This window comes from Proteus sp. GOKU (assembly GCF_015475555.1).
GTDB lineage: Bacteria > Pseudomonadota > Gammaproteobacteria > Enterobacterales > Enterobacteriaceae > Proteus > Proteus mirabilis_B.
This window is the reverse complement of the sequence record NZ_CP034105.1, coordinates 2,234,647-2,253,682: the sequence shown is the minus strand read 5'-3', so window position 1 is coordinate 2,253,682 and position 19,036 is coordinate 2,234,647. Positions and strand designations below refer to the sequence as shown.

General features: G+C 38.4%; 13 protein-coding genes. 9 read left to right on the top strand and 4 right to left on the bottom strand.

Annotation, left to right across the window (positions count from 1 at the left end; translation table 11 throughout):
* Positions 1–8 precede the first annotated feature (8 nt).
* Entirely contained in the window at positions 9–1,574 is a 1,566-nt protein-coding gene (locus EHE21_RS10490) for an ABC transporter substrate-binding protein (protein ID WP_194950635.1), read from the bottom strand.
* A gap of 608 nt (positions 1,575–2,182) precedes the next feature.
* On the opposite strand from EHE21_RS10490, the gene nirB reads away from it, so the two are divergent.
* The 9 genes from nirB (at position 2,183) to oppF (ending at position 14,591) form a co-directional block, all read left to right on the top strand.
* Complete coding sequence (nirB, locus tag EHE21_RS10485; RefSeq protein ID WP_194950634.1) at positions 2,183–4,729, top strand: nitrite reductase large subunit NirB; 2,547 nt, start codon at positions 2,183–2,185, stop codon at positions 4,727–4,729.
* Entirely contained in the window at positions 4,726–5,070 is a 345-nt protein-coding gene (nirD, locus tag EHE21_RS10480) for a nitrite reductase small subunit NirD (RefSeq protein ID WP_194950633.1), read from the top strand. The genes nirB and nirD overlap by 4 nt, the downstream gene beginning before the upstream one ends.
* Before the next feature lie 14 nt (positions 5,071–5,084).
* Positions 5,085–6,464 (top strand): siroheme synthase CysG, encoded by a 1,380-nt coding sequence (gene cysG / locus EHE21_RS10475; RefSeq protein ID WP_194950632.1) that lies wholly within the window; start codon positions 5,085–5,087, stop codon positions 6,462–6,464.
* Between the two features lie 653 nt (positions 6,465–7,117).
* The gene (locus tag EHE21_RS10470; protein ID WP_194950631.1) at positions 7,118–8,755 is read left to right on the top strand and encodes an ABC transporter substrate-binding protein; all 1,638 of its coding nucleotides are present in this window, start codon (positions 7,118–7,120) and stop codon (positions 8,753–8,755) included.
* A 270-nt stretch (positions 8,756–9,025) separates the two neighbouring features.
* Positions 9,026–10,663, top strand: coding sequence for an oligopeptide ABC transporter substrate-binding protein OppA (oppA, locus tag EHE21_RS10465; RefSeq protein ID WP_194950630.1), 1,638 nt, complete (start codon positions 9,026–9,028; stop codon positions 10,661–10,663).
* A 79-nt stretch (positions 10,664–10,742) separates the two neighbouring features.
* Complete coding sequence (gene oppB / locus EHE21_RS10460) at positions 10,743–11,663, top strand: oligopeptide ABC transporter permease OppB (RefSeq protein WP_069368989.1); 921 nt, start codon at positions 10,743–10,745, stop codon at positions 11,661–11,663.
* 18 nt (positions 11,664–11,681) lie between these two features.
* A complete protein-coding gene (gene oppC / locus EHE21_RS10455; RefSeq protein WP_023581989.1) occupies positions 11,682–12,590 on the top strand; it encodes an oligopeptide ABC transporter permease OppC in 909 nt (302 codons plus the stop codon).
* A 10-nt stretch (positions 12,591–12,600) separates the two neighbouring features.
* Entirely contained in the window at positions 12,601–13,587 is a 987-nt protein-coding gene (locus EHE21_RS10450; RefSeq protein ID WP_088495381.1) for an ABC transporter ATP-binding protein, read from the top strand.
* Positions 13,584–14,591 carry a murein tripeptide/oligopeptide ABC transporter ATP binding protein OppF gene (gene oppF / locus EHE21_RS10445; RefSeq protein WP_194950629.1) on the top strand — a complete coding sequence of 336 codons (1,008 nt, stop codon included), beginning with the start codon at positions 13,584–13,586 and terminating at the stop codon, positions 14,589–14,591. The genes EHE21_RS10450 and oppF overlap by 4 nt, the downstream gene beginning before the upstream one ends.
* A gap of 94 nt (positions 14,592–14,685) precedes the next feature.
* Here oppF and EHE21_RS10440 read toward each other — a convergent pair whose 3' ends face one another.
* From EHE21_RS10440 to EHE21_RS10430, 3 genes are all read right to left on the bottom strand, one after another.
* The gene (locus EHE21_RS10440; protein WP_194950628.1) at positions 14,686–16,902 is read right to left on the bottom strand and encodes a hypothetical protein; all 2,217 of its coding nucleotides are present in this window, start codon (positions 16,900–16,902) and stop codon (positions 14,686–14,688) included.
* A complete protein-coding gene (locus EHE21_RS10435; protein WP_194950627.1) occupies positions 16,899–17,651 on the bottom strand; it encodes a hypothetical protein in 753 nt (250 codons plus the stop codon). The genes EHE21_RS10440 and EHE21_RS10435 overlap by 4 nt, the downstream gene beginning before the upstream one ends.
* 175 nt (positions 17,652–17,826) lie before the next feature.
* Positions 17,827–18,579: a hypothetical protein gene (locus tag EHE21_RS10430; protein WP_194950626.1), complete on the bottom strand. Its 753-nt coding sequence runs from the start codon at positions 18,577–18,579 to the stop codon at positions 17,827–17,829.
* Positions 18,580–19,036 lie beyond the last annotated feature (457 nt).

Here is a 19,036-nt window from a genome sequence, read left to right as displayed (position 1 = left end):
GAAAAATATTACTTAGTTACTTTGTCATAATAGACCATATCTGCATTTAGGCCTTGCGCATAACCGTTGACGTTATCACGCATGACTATCTGGTTTTTACCTTGGTCAATAAACACATAAGGTGAACTACGCTGTAACTCTTTTTGCATTTCAGTATAGAGCGATTGGCGTTTTGTTTTGTCCGCTTCATTAAGTGCAGACAATGTCTGCTGGCTTAATTCCGGAATTTTCCAGCCATTTAACCAAGCCACAGTATTGGATTGTCCATCATTATAAGCGAAGGCACTGGCATTTGAGTGCGCATCAAAATAATCAGGGATCCAAAAACGAATGGCTGCTTGATGTTGTTTAGCGCGTACACGGCTATACACTTGGCTACCAGCCGCAGGTAATAAATCAACTTGTACACCCGCTTGAGCGAAGCTTGCTTGAATAGATTGCGCCACAGTGATGTAAGGAACTTTGTTCTCAACATCTAATGTAAAGCGTGCATTAGTAATACCCGCTTTAGCTAAAATTGCTTTGGCTTTTTCGGGATCAAAAGTGAATGGATTATCTTTTAATGCACCCGGTAAACCTACAGGTAAAAAGCTTTGGTGAATAAAGTACTGACCACGCATTAAATCTTCAGTAATGCCTTTGTAGTCAATTAAATAGCGAGATGCTTCCCAAAATGCGGGATTACTCAGCGCTGGGTTTCCACTGGCGGTATTAAAAGCCATATAAACTTGTTCAGCAGAAGGAATATCTAAAATTTTGATACCAGTTTTACCCGCTAAAGCCGCTGTTTGGTCGGTACCTAAGTCACGCGCAATATCCGCATCACCTTTTTCAATTAATAAACGTCGTGATGCCGGATCAGGTACGTTTTTAATAATAATATTTGCGATTTTAGGTGCGCCAGTTGGCGAAAGTGGATTAGCTTCTAACACAATAGCTTGACGTGGTTGATAAGCACGCATTTTATATGCGCCACTTCCTGCTGAATTCATCTTCAGCCAGCTATTCCCAAAGTCATTATTTTTAACATGAGCGGAAACCAGTTTTTCATCAACAATAGAAGCAATTGGCGTTGAAAGGATATTTAGCACAACATCGGGGCTGACATCAGCAGTCCAACGTACTTCTAATTCATTATCACTGACTTTTTTCAGCAGTGAATGAATGTTATCCGTTTTCCAACCCAACACATTTAGAATAAAAGCAGGTGATTTGTTCATGGTGATCGCACGCTGATAAGAGAAGATAATATCTTCAGGACGTACAGCGTTACCTGATGCAAATTTTGCATCTGGCTTAGTTTTAAATACGATTGTTTTTTGTTCAGGGTTCGCTTGCCAGCTTTCAACTAAAATCGGTTCATTAATTTCTGGATTATCACGATTAGGTTGAACAATGCGTTGATATAAACTAGGTACAGTTTGAATACTGGATAGTTCATTACTTTCAGCAGGATCAAGGCTGACAATATCATCAAGCCCTTGTACCACAATTAATGTATTAGCAGGTGTTGCTGCAAATGCCGGTACGGAAAGGGCACCCACAACGAATAATGATAATAATTTTGCTTTCATGAGACGCTCCCTGAAACGGTGTAGCTAAAATCGTTATGTCAATAACTTATTAGAGCGTGTTAGCCTTTTATGGTCAATTTTTATTCGAATTAAAAGCATTTTAGGCAAGGCGATAAACACTAGCCTAGTGAACTAAGCTAGTGTTTATCAACGCAGAATAAAATGAGTAAAACGTCTTTTAATCGAACCTGTAAGGCAGCTTTCAACCAACATTTGTTTTTATCTTAAGTGGACATTGTTAATGGCAATCAATGTCCATACTCGTTGAGTCGTTTGCTTTACTCGGTTTTCTTGCTGTAAAAATAAGCAAAAAAGGTTAACACGCTCTAATTATTATTACTTTGTGAAATTAACTTAGGCAAAACGTGACCAATGCGCAAAGTTTTAATTACGCTTACATATAACTCTTCGTTATAAGTAGCTAAAATTAATTATGGTAGAAGAATAATTAACCGCAAGAACATGATGATGAAATACTCCTTTAGTAGTAACCTATTGACTATTAAGTTGTAGTAGCTGAATTGATTGAGCTGTATTTGATATCCATCAATATCTCTTATGAGTAGTTTCGTATTTTAGCCTTAGAAATCTTTAAATCTGAGGCAAAAATGAGCAAGAAAACACTCGCAATCATCGGTAACGGTATGGTCGGACACCGTTATATCGAAGAGCTGATTGATAAAGGTGGCAATGAAGAATTTAATATTGTCGTCTTTTGTGAAGAATCTCGCGTTGCATATGATAGAGTCCATCTCTCTTCTTATTTCTCACATCACACCGCTGAAGAACTCTCCTTAGTTAAACAAGGTTATTACGAAAAACACCAAATAGACGTATTAATTGGTGAGCGCGTGATAACCATTAATCGTGACGAAAAAGTGGTACACACTAATACAGGGCGTTGTGTCAGTTACGATAAATTAGTGATGGCAACAGGCTCTTATCCGTGGGTTCCTCCAATTAAGGGAAATAACTCACCGGATTGTTTTGTCTATCGGACCATTGAAGATTTAAACGCTATCGAATCTTGCGCACGTATTAGCCGTAAAGGGGCGGTAATTGGGGGTGGACTGTTAGGCCTAGAAGCTGCTGGCGCGTTAAAAAGCTTAGGTATTGAAACTCACGTTATCGAATTTGCGCCAACATTAATGGCTGAACAGCTTGATACATTAGGTGGTGAACAACTTAAGCGAAAAATAGAGCGTATGGGTGTCAAAGTGCATACCTCTAAAAACACACAAGAAATATTATCAACTGGGGAAAATGCACGTAAAACACTGCAATTTGCAGATGGTACATCTCTTGAAGTTGATTTTATTGTGTTCTCCACAGGTATTCGCCCAAAAGATAAGTTAGCTCGTCAGTGTGATTTAGATATTGCTCCACGAGGCGGCATTGTTATTAATGATTATTGCCAAACAACAGATCCTGATATTTATGCCATTGGTGAATGTGCATCTTGGCAAAATAAAACCTTCGGTTTAGTAGCGCCGGGCTACAAAATGGCACAAGTTGCTGTTGATAATTTATTAGGGCATCACTCTGTCTTTCAGGGTGCCGATTTAAGTGCAAAATTAAAACTTCTTGGTGTCGATGTGGGCGGTATCGGTGATGCTCATGGAAATCAAGCAGGATGTCGTAGCTATATCTATCTGGATGAAGGCAAAGAAATTTATAAACGCCTGATTGTTAGCGAAGATAATAAATACCTATTAGGTGCTGTCTTAGTGGGTGATACCGAAGATTACGGCAATCTCTTACAACTATCACTTAATACCATTGAGTTACCAGAGCACCCAGACTCTTTGATTTTACCGGCACATGCTGGAAGTAAGCCGGCAATCGGTGTTGATTCACTACCTGAAACGGCACAAATCTGCTCATGTTTTGATGTTACAAAGGGCGACATTATTCAAGCAATTGAACGAGGGTGTCATACAGTTGCTGCCATTAAAGCGGAAACTAAAGCAGGTACAGGTTGTGGTGGTTGTATTCCTCTGGTGACTCAAGTCTTAAATGCAGAATTAGCCAAACAAGGTATTGAAGTTAATCACCATCTTTGTGAGCATTTCCACTATTCTCGCCAAGAGCTTTATCATCTTATTCGTGTAGAAGGGCTAAAAAGCTTTGATGAGTTATTGAAAAAACATGGTCAAGGTTATGGCTGTGAAGTGTGTAAACCAACAGTCGGTTCATTGCTTGCCTCATGTTGGAATGAGTATATCTTGCGTGATGATTTAGTTTCTCTGCAAGATACTAACGATAACTTTCTCGCGAATATGCAAAAAGATGGGACTTATTCCATTATTCCTCGCTCTCCTGGTGGTGAAATTACCCCAGCAGGTATTATCGCTATTGGGCAAATCGCTCAAGAATACAATTTGTATACCAAAATTACGGGTTCGCAAAGAATGGCGATGTTCGGTGCGCACAAACAGGATTTGCCCGCTATTTGGGAAAAACTGATTGCCGCAGGTTTTGAAACAGGTCATGCCTATGCGAAAGCACTGCGTATGGTAAAAACATGTGTAGGCAGCAGTTGGTGCCGTTTCGGTGTTGGTGACAGTGTAGGTTTGGGCGTTGCGTTAGAACATCGCTATAAAGGTATTAGAACACCTCATAAGATGAAATTTGGCGTATCAGGCTGTACTCGTGAATGTTCTGAAGCACAAGGCAAAGATGTTGGTATTATCGCCACAGATAAAGGCTGGAACCTCTATTTCGGTGGAAATGGTGGTATGAAACCACGCCACGGAGATCTCTTTGCTTCTGATCTCGATGAGGAAACGTTAGTGCATTATATCGACCGCTTTATGATGTTTTATATTCGCACCGCCGATAAACTGCAACGCACTTCAGTGTGGTTAGATAATTTAGAAGGCGGCATTGAATATTTACGTGATGTCATTATTAACGACAAATTAGGCTTAAATGCACAACTGGAAAAAGAACTTAAAACCTTACAAGAACGCGTTGCTTGTGAATGGAAAGAAACAGTTGATTCTCCAAAAGCATTAAAACGTTTTGCCCACTTTATTAATAATCCAATGCCTGATCCGACAGTGCAAACGGTAAAAGAACGATTTCAACATCGTCCCGCACGTTTACATGAACGTATTGATATCAAATTGGTCACTGAGGAGGCGCAATCATGAGTCAATGGATAGCGGTTTGCCAACTAGATGATATTACCCCGGGAACAGGTGTTTGTGCGCTGGTGGAACAAGATCACGTTGCCATATTTCGCCCTTATTCTGATGCGCGTTTATATGCGTTAAGTAATATCGATCCCTTTGCACATTCTAGTGTTTTATCACGAGGATTAATTGCTGAACATGAAAATGAGCTGTATATCGTCAGTCCGCTAAAAAAACAGCATTTTCGTTTAACGGATGGTTTCTGCCTTGAAGATGAGAATTTCTCGATCATGCATTTTGATGTCAAGGTTGAAGGTAACACGGTTAGCGTGCGTAGCCGTAATACGTCATCACAATAAATAGGGGAACGAATATGGATTACTTTCCAATATTCTGTCAGCTTAAAGATAAACCTTGTTTATTAGTGGGAGGCGGTGAGATTGCTGAACGTAAAGCGAGATTGCTTATGGAAGCGGGAGCCATTATTTCTGTTATCGCGCCTTCGTTTACAGGGCAGTTTATGCAATGGCACACTGAGCAAAAATTAAACTGTATCACAGGAATATTTAATGAGGTTCATTTATCTGGGAAATGGCTTGTTATTGCTGCAACAGATAGCGAACAAGTGAATCAACAGGTTTTTCAATCGGCAACAGAGAAACAGATATTTTGTAATGTGGTGGATTCACCAGAGCAAGCCAGTTTTATTATGCCTTCTGTTATCGATCGCTCTCCTATTGTGGTGGCGATTTCATCGGGCGGAAAAGCACCTGTACTCGCTCGTATTTTGCGAGAAAAAATTGAGCAGTTACTCCCTAATTATCTAGGTGCGTTAGCACAACTTGCTGGAAAGTTACGTGAGCAAATAAAACAACGTTTTTCATCTATGAATGCCAGACGTTATTTTTGGGAGCAATTTTTTGCAGATAAAACATTACAAGCCGAAATAGAAGCGCAAAGAGACGACGGTATTGAGCGACGTATTAGCGCACTGTTATCTGAAAATCAGCAACCTCAAGGCAGTGTTGTTTTAGTTGGCGCAGGGCCGGGTGATGCAGGGTTAATGACCATTAAAGGTTTACAGCAGTGCCAGCAAGCTGATGTAGTGGTTTACGATAGATTAGTGTCCGATGATGTTATGGCATTAGTTCGTAGAGATGCACAACGTATTTATGTTGGTAAGCAAGCGGGTTTTCACTGTGTTCCTCAAGATGAGATCAATCAAATCTTAATCAAAGAAGCTACCGCAGGAAAACGAGTAGTGAGATTAAAAGGGGGCGATCCCTTTATTTTTGGTCGAGGTAGTGAAGAGCTAGAAGCCTTGATTGAACATCACATTCCATTTTCTGTGATCCCCGGTATTACGGCAGCATCAGGTTGTACGACTTATGCTGGCATTCCTTTAACGCATCGAGATTATGCACAAAGTGTTCGCTTTATTACGGGGCATGGCAAAGGATTAAATGAAGCGCAGTGGCAATGTATTGCACAAAAAAATCAAACCTTGGTGTTTTATATGGGATTAAGTAAAGCTCCCTATATTCAGCAAATGCTACTTAGCCAAAACATGTGCGCGACGATGCCTGTCGCTATTATCGAAAAAGGGACGTTAACAACACAAAAAGTGATTGTTGGTCAATTACGTCAACTGGCAGAGATGGCAGAAACAATGGAAAGCCCGGCACTGATTATAGTGGGAGAGGTCGTTTCATTGAATGAAAAGCTACAATGGTTTCAATCAAAGTCGGCTTAATAGCTGAAAAAACTGAAGCTATCATTTAAAAATTAAAAACCTCTTTAATATTCGAGATGTATATTAAAGAGGTTTTTTATCTAACTCATAGAAATATAAATGAAATTTTTTTTATTTTTATTTCAATTAAACATCTAGATTAAATTTTAAAAATAAACAATAAAAATGAATATTTAATAATCTATAAATATTTTTAAATTAGAATTATTATTCAGTCTAAAGATGAATTTATTGTTATTTATAATTAATTTCAAAGAGAAACTCTTTACAAACGAAGCATCATAAAGTTCTGCAAGTTGGTTAAAACCCATCCTAATTATATTAATTTTGTGAGCTAAGTAGGTTTTCTATCTATAAAACTTGCATGATGTTAATTTAATGTTTATTTGTTGTTTTGCCTTTCTCGATATGTATTTTTTATTTTCTCAAGATAGAACGCTAGAGGGCTCAATAAAGTTAAGTGATAAGAATACCGCATTAATTGACAAAATTTACGATAAGTGTAAAAAAGAAAGGTGTTGTTATCATTTTTTATCTCGTTAATATCAGCAAATATCTAAGAGCCACAAATATTACAATCAAAATTTAACAACGATACCTAACGTTAATTGAGCGACCCCGCTATAAATTATTGTTTATTAGGAGAGGTACCCATGAAAAATAAAGTTACGTTAAAAACAGTGTTTCCACTCAGTATTATGTCACTTGTCTTAACCTCCTTTTTTTCTCATGCCGTCACTCTTCCAGAAGGTACTATTCTGGCAAAACAACAGAATATTGTAATTAATAACGGAACTGAGGTTTCATCTCTTGATCCGCATAAAGTAGAAGGCGCACCAGAAACTAATATTATTTTAAATTTATTAGAAGGGCTGACTTATGTTGGGCCGAATGGTGAAAGTATGCCGGGCGTTGCACAACGCTGGGAAACAGATGATAACAAGGTGTGGACATTCTATTTGCGAGAAGATGCAAAATGGAGTGATGGCTCTCCAGTTACTGCTGAAGATTTTGTTTATAGTTGGCGCCGAGTAGTAGATCCTAAAACGGGTTCACCTTATGCCAGTTATCTCGAATATGCTTATGTTGAAAATATTGCAGATATTCTTAGTGGTAAAAAATCCCCTGAAACATTAGGTGTGAAAGCAATAGATCCTCACACTTTGCAAGTCAATTTAACCAAACCAATTCCTTATTTAATCGATATGGTCAGTCACACACCGTTGAAGCCCGTTAAAAAAGAGATTGTTGAAAAATACGGTGTGAATTGGACTCGTCCTGAAAACTTTGTTGGCAATGGGGCTTATGTTATTGAAAATTGGGTTGTGAATGAAAAAGTGACTTTAAAGCGTAATCCACTTTATTGGGATAATAAAAATACCATTATTGAACAAGCCATATTTTTACCAATAAGCTCTGAAACCAGTGATGTTAATCGCTATCGCAGTGGTGAAATCGATATCACTAATAGCGCAATTCCTCCTGCTCTTTATAAAAAAATGAAGCAGGAACAACCAAAGAATTTACATGTCACACCGTATTTATGTACTTTCTATTATGAATTAAATAATAAAAAAGCCCCTTTTGATGATCCGCGAGTTCGAGAAGCAGTAAAACTGACTCTTGATAGACAAGTCATTGCTGAAAAAATAATGGGGCAAGGACAAATACCTGCTTATTCTTTTACACCTTCTTTTATTGGCAACGGTAATTTTAAAGCCCCTAAATGGGCTTATTGGACACAACAACAACGTAATGAAAGGGCGCGTGAATTATTAAAAGAAGCGGGATTCGATGGGCAAAATCCTCTGACTTTTACTTTGCTCTACAATACTTCAGAACAAAATAAACAGCAGGCAATTGCGGCAGCGTCAATGTGGAAAAAAAGTATTGGTGCAAATGTGACTTTGCAAAACCAAGAATGGAAAACTGCATTAGAAAATCGTAATCAAGGTAATTACCAAGTCGCAAGAGCAACGTGGTGCGCAGATTACAATGAACCTACCTCATTTTTAAATTCATTTCTTTCCACTAGCAGTCTAAATACCGTCTTTTATCAAAATAATGATTACGATGATGCATTAAATAATGCCTTAATCGCAGTAGATAAAGGGGCTCGTCACCAACTCTATCAACGCGCTGAAGCCTTGCTAGACAAGGACTCGGCGATAGTGCCTGTCTATTATCGTGTCAGTGTTAGATTAGTTAGTCCAAAAGTGGGCGGATTTACAGGTAAAGACCCCTTTGATTATACGGACTTAAAGCGCTATTTTATAAAGGCAGATAACTAAAACTGGTAAATTACCGATATTCTATAGTTATGTGCGATTTGAATCATTAAAAGTAACTTAAAAAGTAGTAAAACAATAAAAAGCTACACAAAAAGGCTAGCGGCATAAAAAATTATAATGCTATCAGGCAATTAAGCACTGATAGCAAATAAGCAAGATTGATTTATTTTTTGTAAAAACAATAAGTTGTGTAAACCGTTCTAAAACACAACTGAACATCACAGAATGGTTGTCTAACAACCAGCTCACTAACTGGGAGTATTTTATAAGATGAGTAATTTAACTAAAAAGAGTGCGTTGGCGATTGCAATAAGCGCAATCTTTGGATTATCAGCATTAACGGCTAATGCTGCTGTTGTTCCAGACGGGGTGAAATTAGCCGAAAAACAAGTGCTTGTACGTAATAACGGCTCTGAACCACAATCGCTTGATCCTCATAAAATCGAAGGCGTTCCTGAATCTGCATTAGCACGTGATCTTTTCGAAGGCGTGACAATTGTTGGCCCAGATGGTGAAATTTTACCGGGCTCTGCAACTAGCTGGGAAAATAAAGATTTCACCGTTTGGACATTCAAAATTCGTGAAGGTGCTAAATGGTCAAATGGTGAACCTGTTACGGCACAAGACTTCGTTTATAGCTGGCAACGTTTAGCTGATCCTAATACGGCATCTCCTTATGAAAGCTATCTGCAATATGCACATATCGTAAATATCGACGATATTATTGCGGGTAAGAAAAAAGCCACAGAGTTAGGTGTTAAGGCACTAGATAACAACACATTAGAAGTCACTTTATCTGAAGCTGTGCCTTATTTACCAAAATTATTAGCTCACTCCTCCATGTCGCCAGTTAACCAAAAAGTCATTGAAAAATTTGGCGAGAAATGGACACAACCTGCTAACTTCGTCGGCAACGGCGCTTATAATTTAAAAGACTGGACAGTTAACGAACGTATTGTCTTAGAGCGTAGCCCAACTTATTGGGATAACAAAAGTACCGTTATTGATAAAGTCACGTTCCTACCTATCTCATCAGAAGTCACCGACGTAAACCGCTATCGTGCGGGTGAAATCGACATGACATATAGCAATTTACCGATCGAACTTTTCCAAAAACTGAAAAAAGAGATCCCAGATGAATTGCGCATAAGCCCATATTTATGTACTTATTATTATGAAATTAATAATGAGAAAGCACCGTTTAATGATCCGCGTGTTCGTGAAGCACTTAAGCTTTCAATGGATAGAGATATCATCACTTATAAAGTGAAAAACCAAGGTGATATCCCAGCTTACGGCTTTACCCCTCCATTCACTGATGGCATTAAAGAGAGTAAACCAGAGTGGTTTGCGACTTGGACTCAAGAACAACGTAATGAAAAGGCACGCCAATTGTTAGAAGAGGCGGGCTATAACAAAGCCAATCCACTGAAATTTAAACTGCTGTACAACACTTCTGATCTTCACAAAAAAGTGGCCATTGCTGCCTCTTCAATTTGGAAGAAAAACTTAGGTGCAGATGTCTCTCTTGAAAACCAAGAGTGGAAAACGTTCTTAGATACACGTCACCAAGGAACTTATGATGTTGCACGTGCAGGTTGGTGTGCGGATTATAACGAACCTTCTTCATTCCTAAACATGATGTTGTCTTACAGCAGTAACAACACCGTTCACTATAAAAACACAGAATTTGACGCATTGATCAAAGAGTCTTTACGTGTGAAATCTGATGACGAACGTGCCGCTATTTATCAAAAAGCTGAAGGTGTGTTAGATAAAGATTCGGCGATTGTTCCACTTTACTACTATGTAAACACCCGTTTAGTTAAACCTTATGTGGGTGGTTATTCAGGTAAAGATCCATTAGATAATTTACATACTAAAGACTTGTACATTATTGCTAAGTAATCGGGCGAGACCTTGTCTTTTTTAAGGCAAGGTCTTTTTATCGTCACGCCTGAATAGGTTTGTGTTATAGGAACGGGCAATGCTCAAATTTATTTTTCGTCGCTTTTTAGAAGCGATACCGACTCTATTTATTCTAATAACGATTTCGTTTTTTATGATGCGTTTAGCACCCGGTAGCCCTTTTACAGGGGAAAGGAAACTTCCACCGGAGGTTATGGCAAATATTGAAGCGAAATATCACTTAAACGATCCCATTTATAAGCAATACTTCGATTATTTAATTCAATTGTCGAAAGGGGATTTAGGGCCTTCTTTTAAATATAAAGACTACAGTGTAAACACCTTAGTCGGTAAAGCATTCCCTGTTTCAGCTAAATTAGGGCTGTCGGCATTTATTTTTGCTGTCATTTTAGGTGTGGGGGCAGGCGTGATAGCCGCACTGAATCAAAACACCAAATGGGATTATACCGTCATGACTTTTGCCATGACGGGGGTTGTAATACCGAGTTTCGTTGTCGCACCACTGCTGGTTCTTATTTTCGCTATCTCACTCAGGTGGCTACCGGCGGGTGGTTGGAATGGCGGTGCGGTGCAATATATGTTGCTACCGATGATTGCGCTGTCACTTTCTTATATCGCCAGTATTTCGCGTATTACCCGTAGTTCAATGATTGAAGTTTTACACTCAAACTTTATCAGAACGGCAAAAGCGAAAGGCTTGCCGATGAAAAGAATTGTACTGCGTCATGCTTTAAAACCTGCGTTGCTACCTGTTATCTCTTATATGGGACCTGCATTCGTCGGTATTATTACGGGCTCAATGGTTATTGAAACCATCTTTGGATTGCCGGGTATCGGACAATTATTCGTTAATGGTGCTTTAAACCGTGATTACTCATTGGTATTAAGCTTAACCATTATCGTAGGTGCATTAACGATTTTCTTTAATGCGATTGTCGATATTTTATATGCTGTTATTGATCCGAAAATTCGTTATTAATAGACACTGGAGCGCGTTATGTTATCACTGAAGGAAAACAGCGAAGCTCTGGGGAATTTCTCGGAGCAGCTAGATATTGAAGGCCGTAGTTTATGGCAAGACGCTCGTCGTCGTTTTATGCACAATAAAGCGGCTATTACGAGCCTCGTATTACTTTTCTTTATTTTATTATTTGTTATTTTTGCCCCAATGTTATCGCCTTTTGTTTATGACGATACAGATTGGGAAATGATGTCAATGGCACCTGATTTTGCCTCTTCTCACTATTTTGGTACAGACTCATCTGGGCGCGATTTACTCGTCCGTGTTGCGATTGGTGGGCGTATTTCATTAATGGTCGGTATTGCTGCTGCCTTTGTTGCTGTTATTGTGGGTACGCTGTATGGCGCAATGGCAGGTTATATTGGTGGACGTGTTGACTCTGTGATGATGCGTTTGCTGGAAATCTTAAACTCATTCCCATTTATGTTCTTTGTTATCTTATTGGTGACATTTTTTGGTCAAAATATCTTACTGATTTTCGTTGCGATCGGAATGGTATCTTGGCTCGATATGGCGCGTATTGTAAGAGGACAAACCTTAAGTCTAAAACGTAAAGAGTTTATTGAAGCGGCATTAGTCTGTGGTGTGTCATCACGTAATATCGTACTAAGACATATCGTACCTAACGTATTAGGTGTGGTGGTGGTTTATGCCTCTTTATTAGTACCTAGTATGATTTTATTTGAATCCTTCTTAAGTTTCTTAGGTTTAGGAACACAAGAGCCATTAAGTAGTTGGGGCGCACTATTAAGTGATGGTGCAAACTCAATGGAAGTTTCTCCTTGGTTGTTACTTTTCCCGGCTTCGTTCTTAGTTGTCACACTGTTTTGCTTTAACTTTATCGGTGACGGCTTACGTGACGCATTAGACCCGAAAGATCGTTAAGGAGAACAAAATGACAAATTCAACAAGCAAGTCGTTATTAAGTGTTAAAGATCTCAGCGTGACTTTCGGTACCGCAGATGGTGATGTTACTGCCGTTAATAAACTCAACTTTGAATTATCAGCAGGTGAAACCTTAGGGATTGTTGGTGAATCGGGTTCAGGTAAATCACAAACCGCATTCGCGTTAATGGGATTATTGGCTAAAAATGGTCGTACAGCGGGTAGTGCTAATTTTAATGGTCGTGAGATCTTAAATCTTCGCCAAAGTGAATTTAATAAAATGCGCGCTGAAGAAATATCCATGATATTTCAAGATCCAATGACCTCATTAAACCCTTATATGAAAGTGGGTGCGCAGCTTATTGAAGTATTAATGCTTCATAAAGGCATGAGCAAAAATGATGCTTATGCGGAATCAGTGCGTATGTTAGATGCCGTAAAAATGCCTGAAGCCCATAAACGTATGAGCATGTATCCTCATGAGTTTTCCGGTGGTATGCGTCAACGCGTGATGATTGCAATGGCATTACTTTGCAAGCCAAAACTTTTAATTGCAGATGAACCCACAACGGCACTCGATGTGACGGTTCAAGCACAAATCATGACCTTACTCAATGAGCTTAAAAATGATTTAAACACCGCGATTATTATGATCACCCATGACTTGGGAGTGGTTGCGGGTATTTGTGATAAAGTATTGGTGATGTATGCAGGGCGTACTATGGAGTACGGTAAAGCGCGTGATATCTTCTATCAACCCTCACATCCATACTCCATCGGCTTGTTACAGGCTGTGCCTCGCTTAGATGGTGAAGATGAGCGACTCGCTACCATTCCGGGTAATCCGCCTAATTTATTACGTTTGCCAAAAGGCTGCCCATTCCAACCTCGTTGCCAATATGCAACAGAGCAATGCTTAACGAGTGAACCTCAATTAGAGCAATTTGCACAAGGGCGATTACGTGCCTGTTTTAAAGCGGTGGAGGAATTGGTATGACTCAAGCCATATTGCAAGATAGAAAAGTTATTCTTGAAGTGAATGACTTAAAAGTTTATTTCGATGTTCAAGATAATAAACAGTGGTTTTGGCAACCTAAAAAAAGCCTCAAAGCCGTTGATGGTGTCACACTACGTTTATATGAAGGTGAAACACTCGGTGTTGTTGGTGAATCTGGATGTGGTAAATCGACATTTGCACGAGCCATTATTGGATTAGTCAAAGCCTCTGGCGGTACAGTCACTTGGTTAGGTAATGATTTACTGGGAATGGGGAATAAGCAATGGCGCGATATTCGCCAAGATATCCAGATGATTTTCCAAGATCCGCTGGCTTCCTTAAACCCAAGAATGACGATTGGCGATATCATTGCCGAACCGCTTAAAACCTATCATCCTAAAATGAAACAGGCGCAAGTGGTTGAAAAAGTGAAAGCAATGATGATGCGAGTCGGATTATTGCCAAACTTAATTAACCGTTACCCACACGAATTCTCAGGTGGACAATGCCAACGTATCGGTATTGCTCGCGCGTTAATTCTAGAGCCTAAATTAGTGATTTGTGATGAACCTGTTTCAGCATTAGACGTATCAATTCAGGCTCAAGTAGTTAACTTGCTGAAAGATATTCAAAAAGAGATGGGATTATCTTTGATCTTTATTGCGCATGATCTGGCAGTGGTAAAACATATTTCAGATCGTGTATTGGTGATGTATTTAGGACACGCGGTGGAATTAGGGACTTATGATGAAGTTTATCATCATCCATTACACCCTTATACCAAAGCGCTGATGTCAGCAGTGCCTATTCCTGATCCCGATAAAGAGCGTAACAAGCATATTGATTTATTAGAGGGGGAATTACCTTCTCCGATTAATCCGCCATCAGGCTGTATATTCCGTACACGTTGTCCGATGGCTGATGAAGAATGTGCAAAAACACGTCCTTTATTAGAAGGAAGCTTCCGCCACGCAGTCTCTTGTTTAAAAGTGGATCCGCTTTAATGTAATCAATAAGTATTGATAAGAGAAGAAGTCCGTTTGAATAAATTCAAGCGGACTTCTTATTTTTAAGATTTAGAATATTGGGCATTTATTGTTATTTTTTCTTTAACGGGTTTTCGATGATATCTGGCATTTCTGGTAAATCTAATTCACCTTTTTCCATATAGATATCTGAGCCACTTAGCCAATCCGCATATTTTCTTAACTCATCCATCTTTTCTGGGCTTCTGCCGATTTCACAATAACCTATAGGTAAGTCATAAGTGACTACGCGACGAAGAAACAGTGAATTTCTTGGTAATGTACCATGGTCAGTAGGACGTTGGTTGTATTCGCGAATACGTTTTCTCATCTCTTCTAAGGTTTCATACTTTGTGGTTGCATTTTGATCTTGAGGATCTAATAGTCGATTATTCTTGAGTACTTTTCTCTCTTCGGGAGTGAGTTCTACCCAAATACGATGTTGATAAGAATAGAGATCTTTATAGAAGTAATATTCGGCATCTTTGGGCTCATAGCTCCTACTTTTGGGGTTATATATTAATTGTCCATAACCTTGACCTAAAGGTATCTCTTTTTTCTGTTTATCAGCATCTATATCAATTTCAGGGGCTGATTTCTCCTCTTTTTTTTCTATTACAGCAAAATCTTCATCAAAGGTTGCTAATTCGGCTGCTGTAATAGGGTGAGGTACTTCTGGAGCATTAATATTTAGTGAAATATTAGCTGAAGGCTCAGGCCATGCGAAGCCTTCTAATGTTTTGGTATTGCTGTCCCAAAAAATATTACCATCACTGAATCGTCTATTTGCATCAGTAAATATAGTTTTTGGATTAGGTTTTCCACCACAAGGCGTATTACGTGCTAACATTCTGATATAGGGTGGATGCTCAAGGGCAAATAATGGATGATGCTGTATTTGTCCTCTTTCTTTAATATTAGGAAGTGGGCACCAACCAATACTTTCTAACGGTGATGATCCCATTACACGATCGTGTGGATTACAATAAATATAGAACTGTCCGTGATTATCTCTTTCTTTAATAAATTCACCTTTAGTGAATTTTTCTTTATTAATTTCGATATTCTCTTTATTTTCTTTATTCTCGCTATCTCTAATACCAAGCTTATTCCCTTTATATATTATTACATCAGGAGTCCAACTTTTTTGATCTTCACTTTCCCCGACAACTAGACTTGAATATCCACAAGGCGATCCCTTTAATCGATTTTTATTCTTTGCGATTTTATCAATAATTTCTTTTAGGGTTGCTTCTCGATGTGCTTCATTAATGTTTTCATTGTAAACATAAGAGTAACTATTTAAGAAATTATCTTTTGTGGCATAAGGAGAGTTTAAAACAAAGAGGCTATCAGGGGCTTCAATCGCTGCGGCGGCTAACGCTATCATCGTGCCTTGGCTGTGTGAAATAACAGTAACAGTATCATAGGGGTTGTTTTCACGTATTTTCTTGACTAAATTGGCTAGCCGTTTTACAGCATGAGCATAATAGTGACGAGGAGGAGACTTTGTTAATAACCGATCTGATTCAGGGTTAAAGGCTTGTATATTAAAAGGGATAGGGGTAGGGATCACTGTCCATAACATGGCGAGATTACTAAAACCGTGTTTGCTCCATAAACTGACTAAATTATTACAGCCATTTTGAAATGGCCCTCCACCCCAGAAAAAAGGGCCTTTATGTTTAATATTTTCATGAATAAAAGCGCTTTTTTCACGAGAAGGTAGAGCATTATATTTTTCTATAAAATCTAATTTATCTATATCTTCTAATGTCGGGATCCCATCCTCTTCATCGCTATATTCAGGATTGAGCATTTCATTAACTAAGCGGTGATAGCTTTCTCCTTCTTTATTTTTTAGTGGAATACAGTATTGGCCTAAATCATCATCGGTTGCTCGATATCCCCAATAAAAACGGATCACGGGGGAATTACCTAACTTTTTTAATGTTCGAATAGGCTCTTCATAAATATAATGGCTATTATCATAATTTTTTTCATCTAAAATAAATTTGGGTTCATAATATTCATTTTGTTTTAATTGATAATCTGTATTAGTTAAATTTAACCGTTCATTAAGACCAGCACAAAGTTCTCGTTCTGCGTCGTTATACCACTCTCCTTCTGAATTTACCCCGTGAACAAAAATAATAATTCCTGGTAAATGGGGTTTAACATGGATTTCTCCACCAATATTGGCAGCGTGAGTGATAGAACGCCATTCTTGACTACCATCAATGCACTCTTTAGGCTTTAGCCAACGAGTTGGTTTATTGTTGCTCATCATTTTTCCGCCTGTGAAATAGGGTAAATAGAAGGGGCACTGCAATCAAAACGGGTTTGTCTTGATGGAGTTTTTAAGTTTTCAGGTGGTTTTTTTTCTTCTCCCCAACTACTATGGACATAATTAGAATCGGTAGGATCAAAATAAATGATACGCCACCAAGGCTCGGCTAATTCATCGTTAGTTTTCCGCCGACTGACCGTTGTTTTTCCTAAATAAAATCCCTCATCTGTGACAATGATATCGAAAAAAGAAGAGTAGTAACCGGGGTGATCAGTATGAATACCAAAACCCGCATTTGTGGGCCTAACGTTTTTTCCACCATCAAGAGTGACTAGGATCGCGTTAACACAACCCCATTTAGTGCCTGCGCATTGATCTGTTCTTCGACTCAGTACCGCAGGGAAAACTAAAGCATCATCGCGTTCAGTTGCCCAAATTAGGCGTCCTTGGTATAAACAAGCTGATCCGTATAATATTTCTTGATGGATATTGTTTTTTGTATTGTTGTAATAGGTGATCCCTTCTCGCCTTTCATTATATTTCTCCAAGGTAAAAAAGCGGTGGTCATCAATGCGGTAAATCACGGTGGGTGGGCCATAACTTTTAATTTCTTCATCAATTAAACGCTGTTGCTCGGCTCTATCCCGTTCCGCTTTAATCGCGGCTTTTTCTTTTAAGGACAAACAGCCGGTTAATAGGGTGGCACTCAAAATAAACAGTAAGGGAAATTTCAGTTGATGTAATAACATGGGTTATCCTTTTTGTGATACCGTTTTATTGAAAACAACAAAGTGAATAATTAAATAAAGCGATTAAACGTTAGCTGTTATCGTGAATGGCTTTATTGACTTTATTGGCTTTTTGCCTTCTTCTTTCTTAGAACGTTTGGTGGTGCTAATTAATGGGTTTGGTTTCGATTGCTCATCATTTTTCCGCCTGTGAAATAGGGTAAATAGAAGGGGCACTGCAATCAAAGCGGGTTTGTCCTGAGGGCGTTTTAAGTGCTGAAGAGGGAGATTCTTTATCCCCGACACTACTATGAACATAATTAGAATCTGTGGGATCAAAATAAAATTTTCTCCACCAAGGTTTAGCTAATTCATCATTAGCTTTTCGGCGACTGACAGCAGTTTCTCCTAAATAAAATCCCTCATCTGTGACAATGATATCGAAAAAAGAAGAGTAGTAACCGGGGTGATCAGTATTGCCACCAAATCCACCATTTGTGGGTCTAAAGTTTTTTCCACCATCAAGGGTAACAAGAATAACGTTAACGCAACCTGTTTTTGTTCCTGCGCAACGACTGGTCACACGACTCAATACCCCCGGAAAAGCAAAAGCATCATCGCGTTCGGTTGCCCAAATTAAGCGACCTTGATAACGGCAAGCCGAGGAGCGAATAATTTCTTGGTGTATTCCTTTTTGAGTATTGTTGTAATAAGTTGAACCACTGCGCCTTTCATTATATTTCTCCAAGGTAAAAAAGCGGTGGTCATCAATACGATAAATCACGGCGGGAGGGCCATAACTTTTAATTTCTTCGTCAATTAAACGCTGTTGCTCAGCTCTATCCTGTTCCGCTTTAATCGCGGCTTTTTCTTTTAAGGACAAACAGCCGGTTAATAGGGTGGCACTCAAAATAAACAGTAAGGGAAATTTCAGTTGATGTAATAACATGGGTTATCCTTTTTGTGATGCTGATTTAATAATATTGCTGTCCTTGTCTGTTGTAACCCTATTTCAGAAAGTGATAAAAAAGATATTACTTATTCATTTTTAAAGATAATAAAATTTATTTGTTGTCTTTAAACTGAAAGTTATATTTTTATTCAATAATTTTAGTTATAGCAAGCAAGATGCTAATTATCAATGTATTGATTTTATTCTTAAGGCGAAATTCACAAAAAATAAATTTTTATTCAAGTAATAATACGTAATCAAAATTAATATTATTAGTCTTTAATATATTGAACTAAAATACTAGAGATAGTAAATGTCATTGTTTTCATTTTAAATAATAAATTAAAGATGGTATTAATTATTTATAACGTAATGGAATATTATTTGGAAATTAAAAATAAATAAAACCGGTACTATTTTATAGTGATATTATTATCAGACTAAACCTACCCCT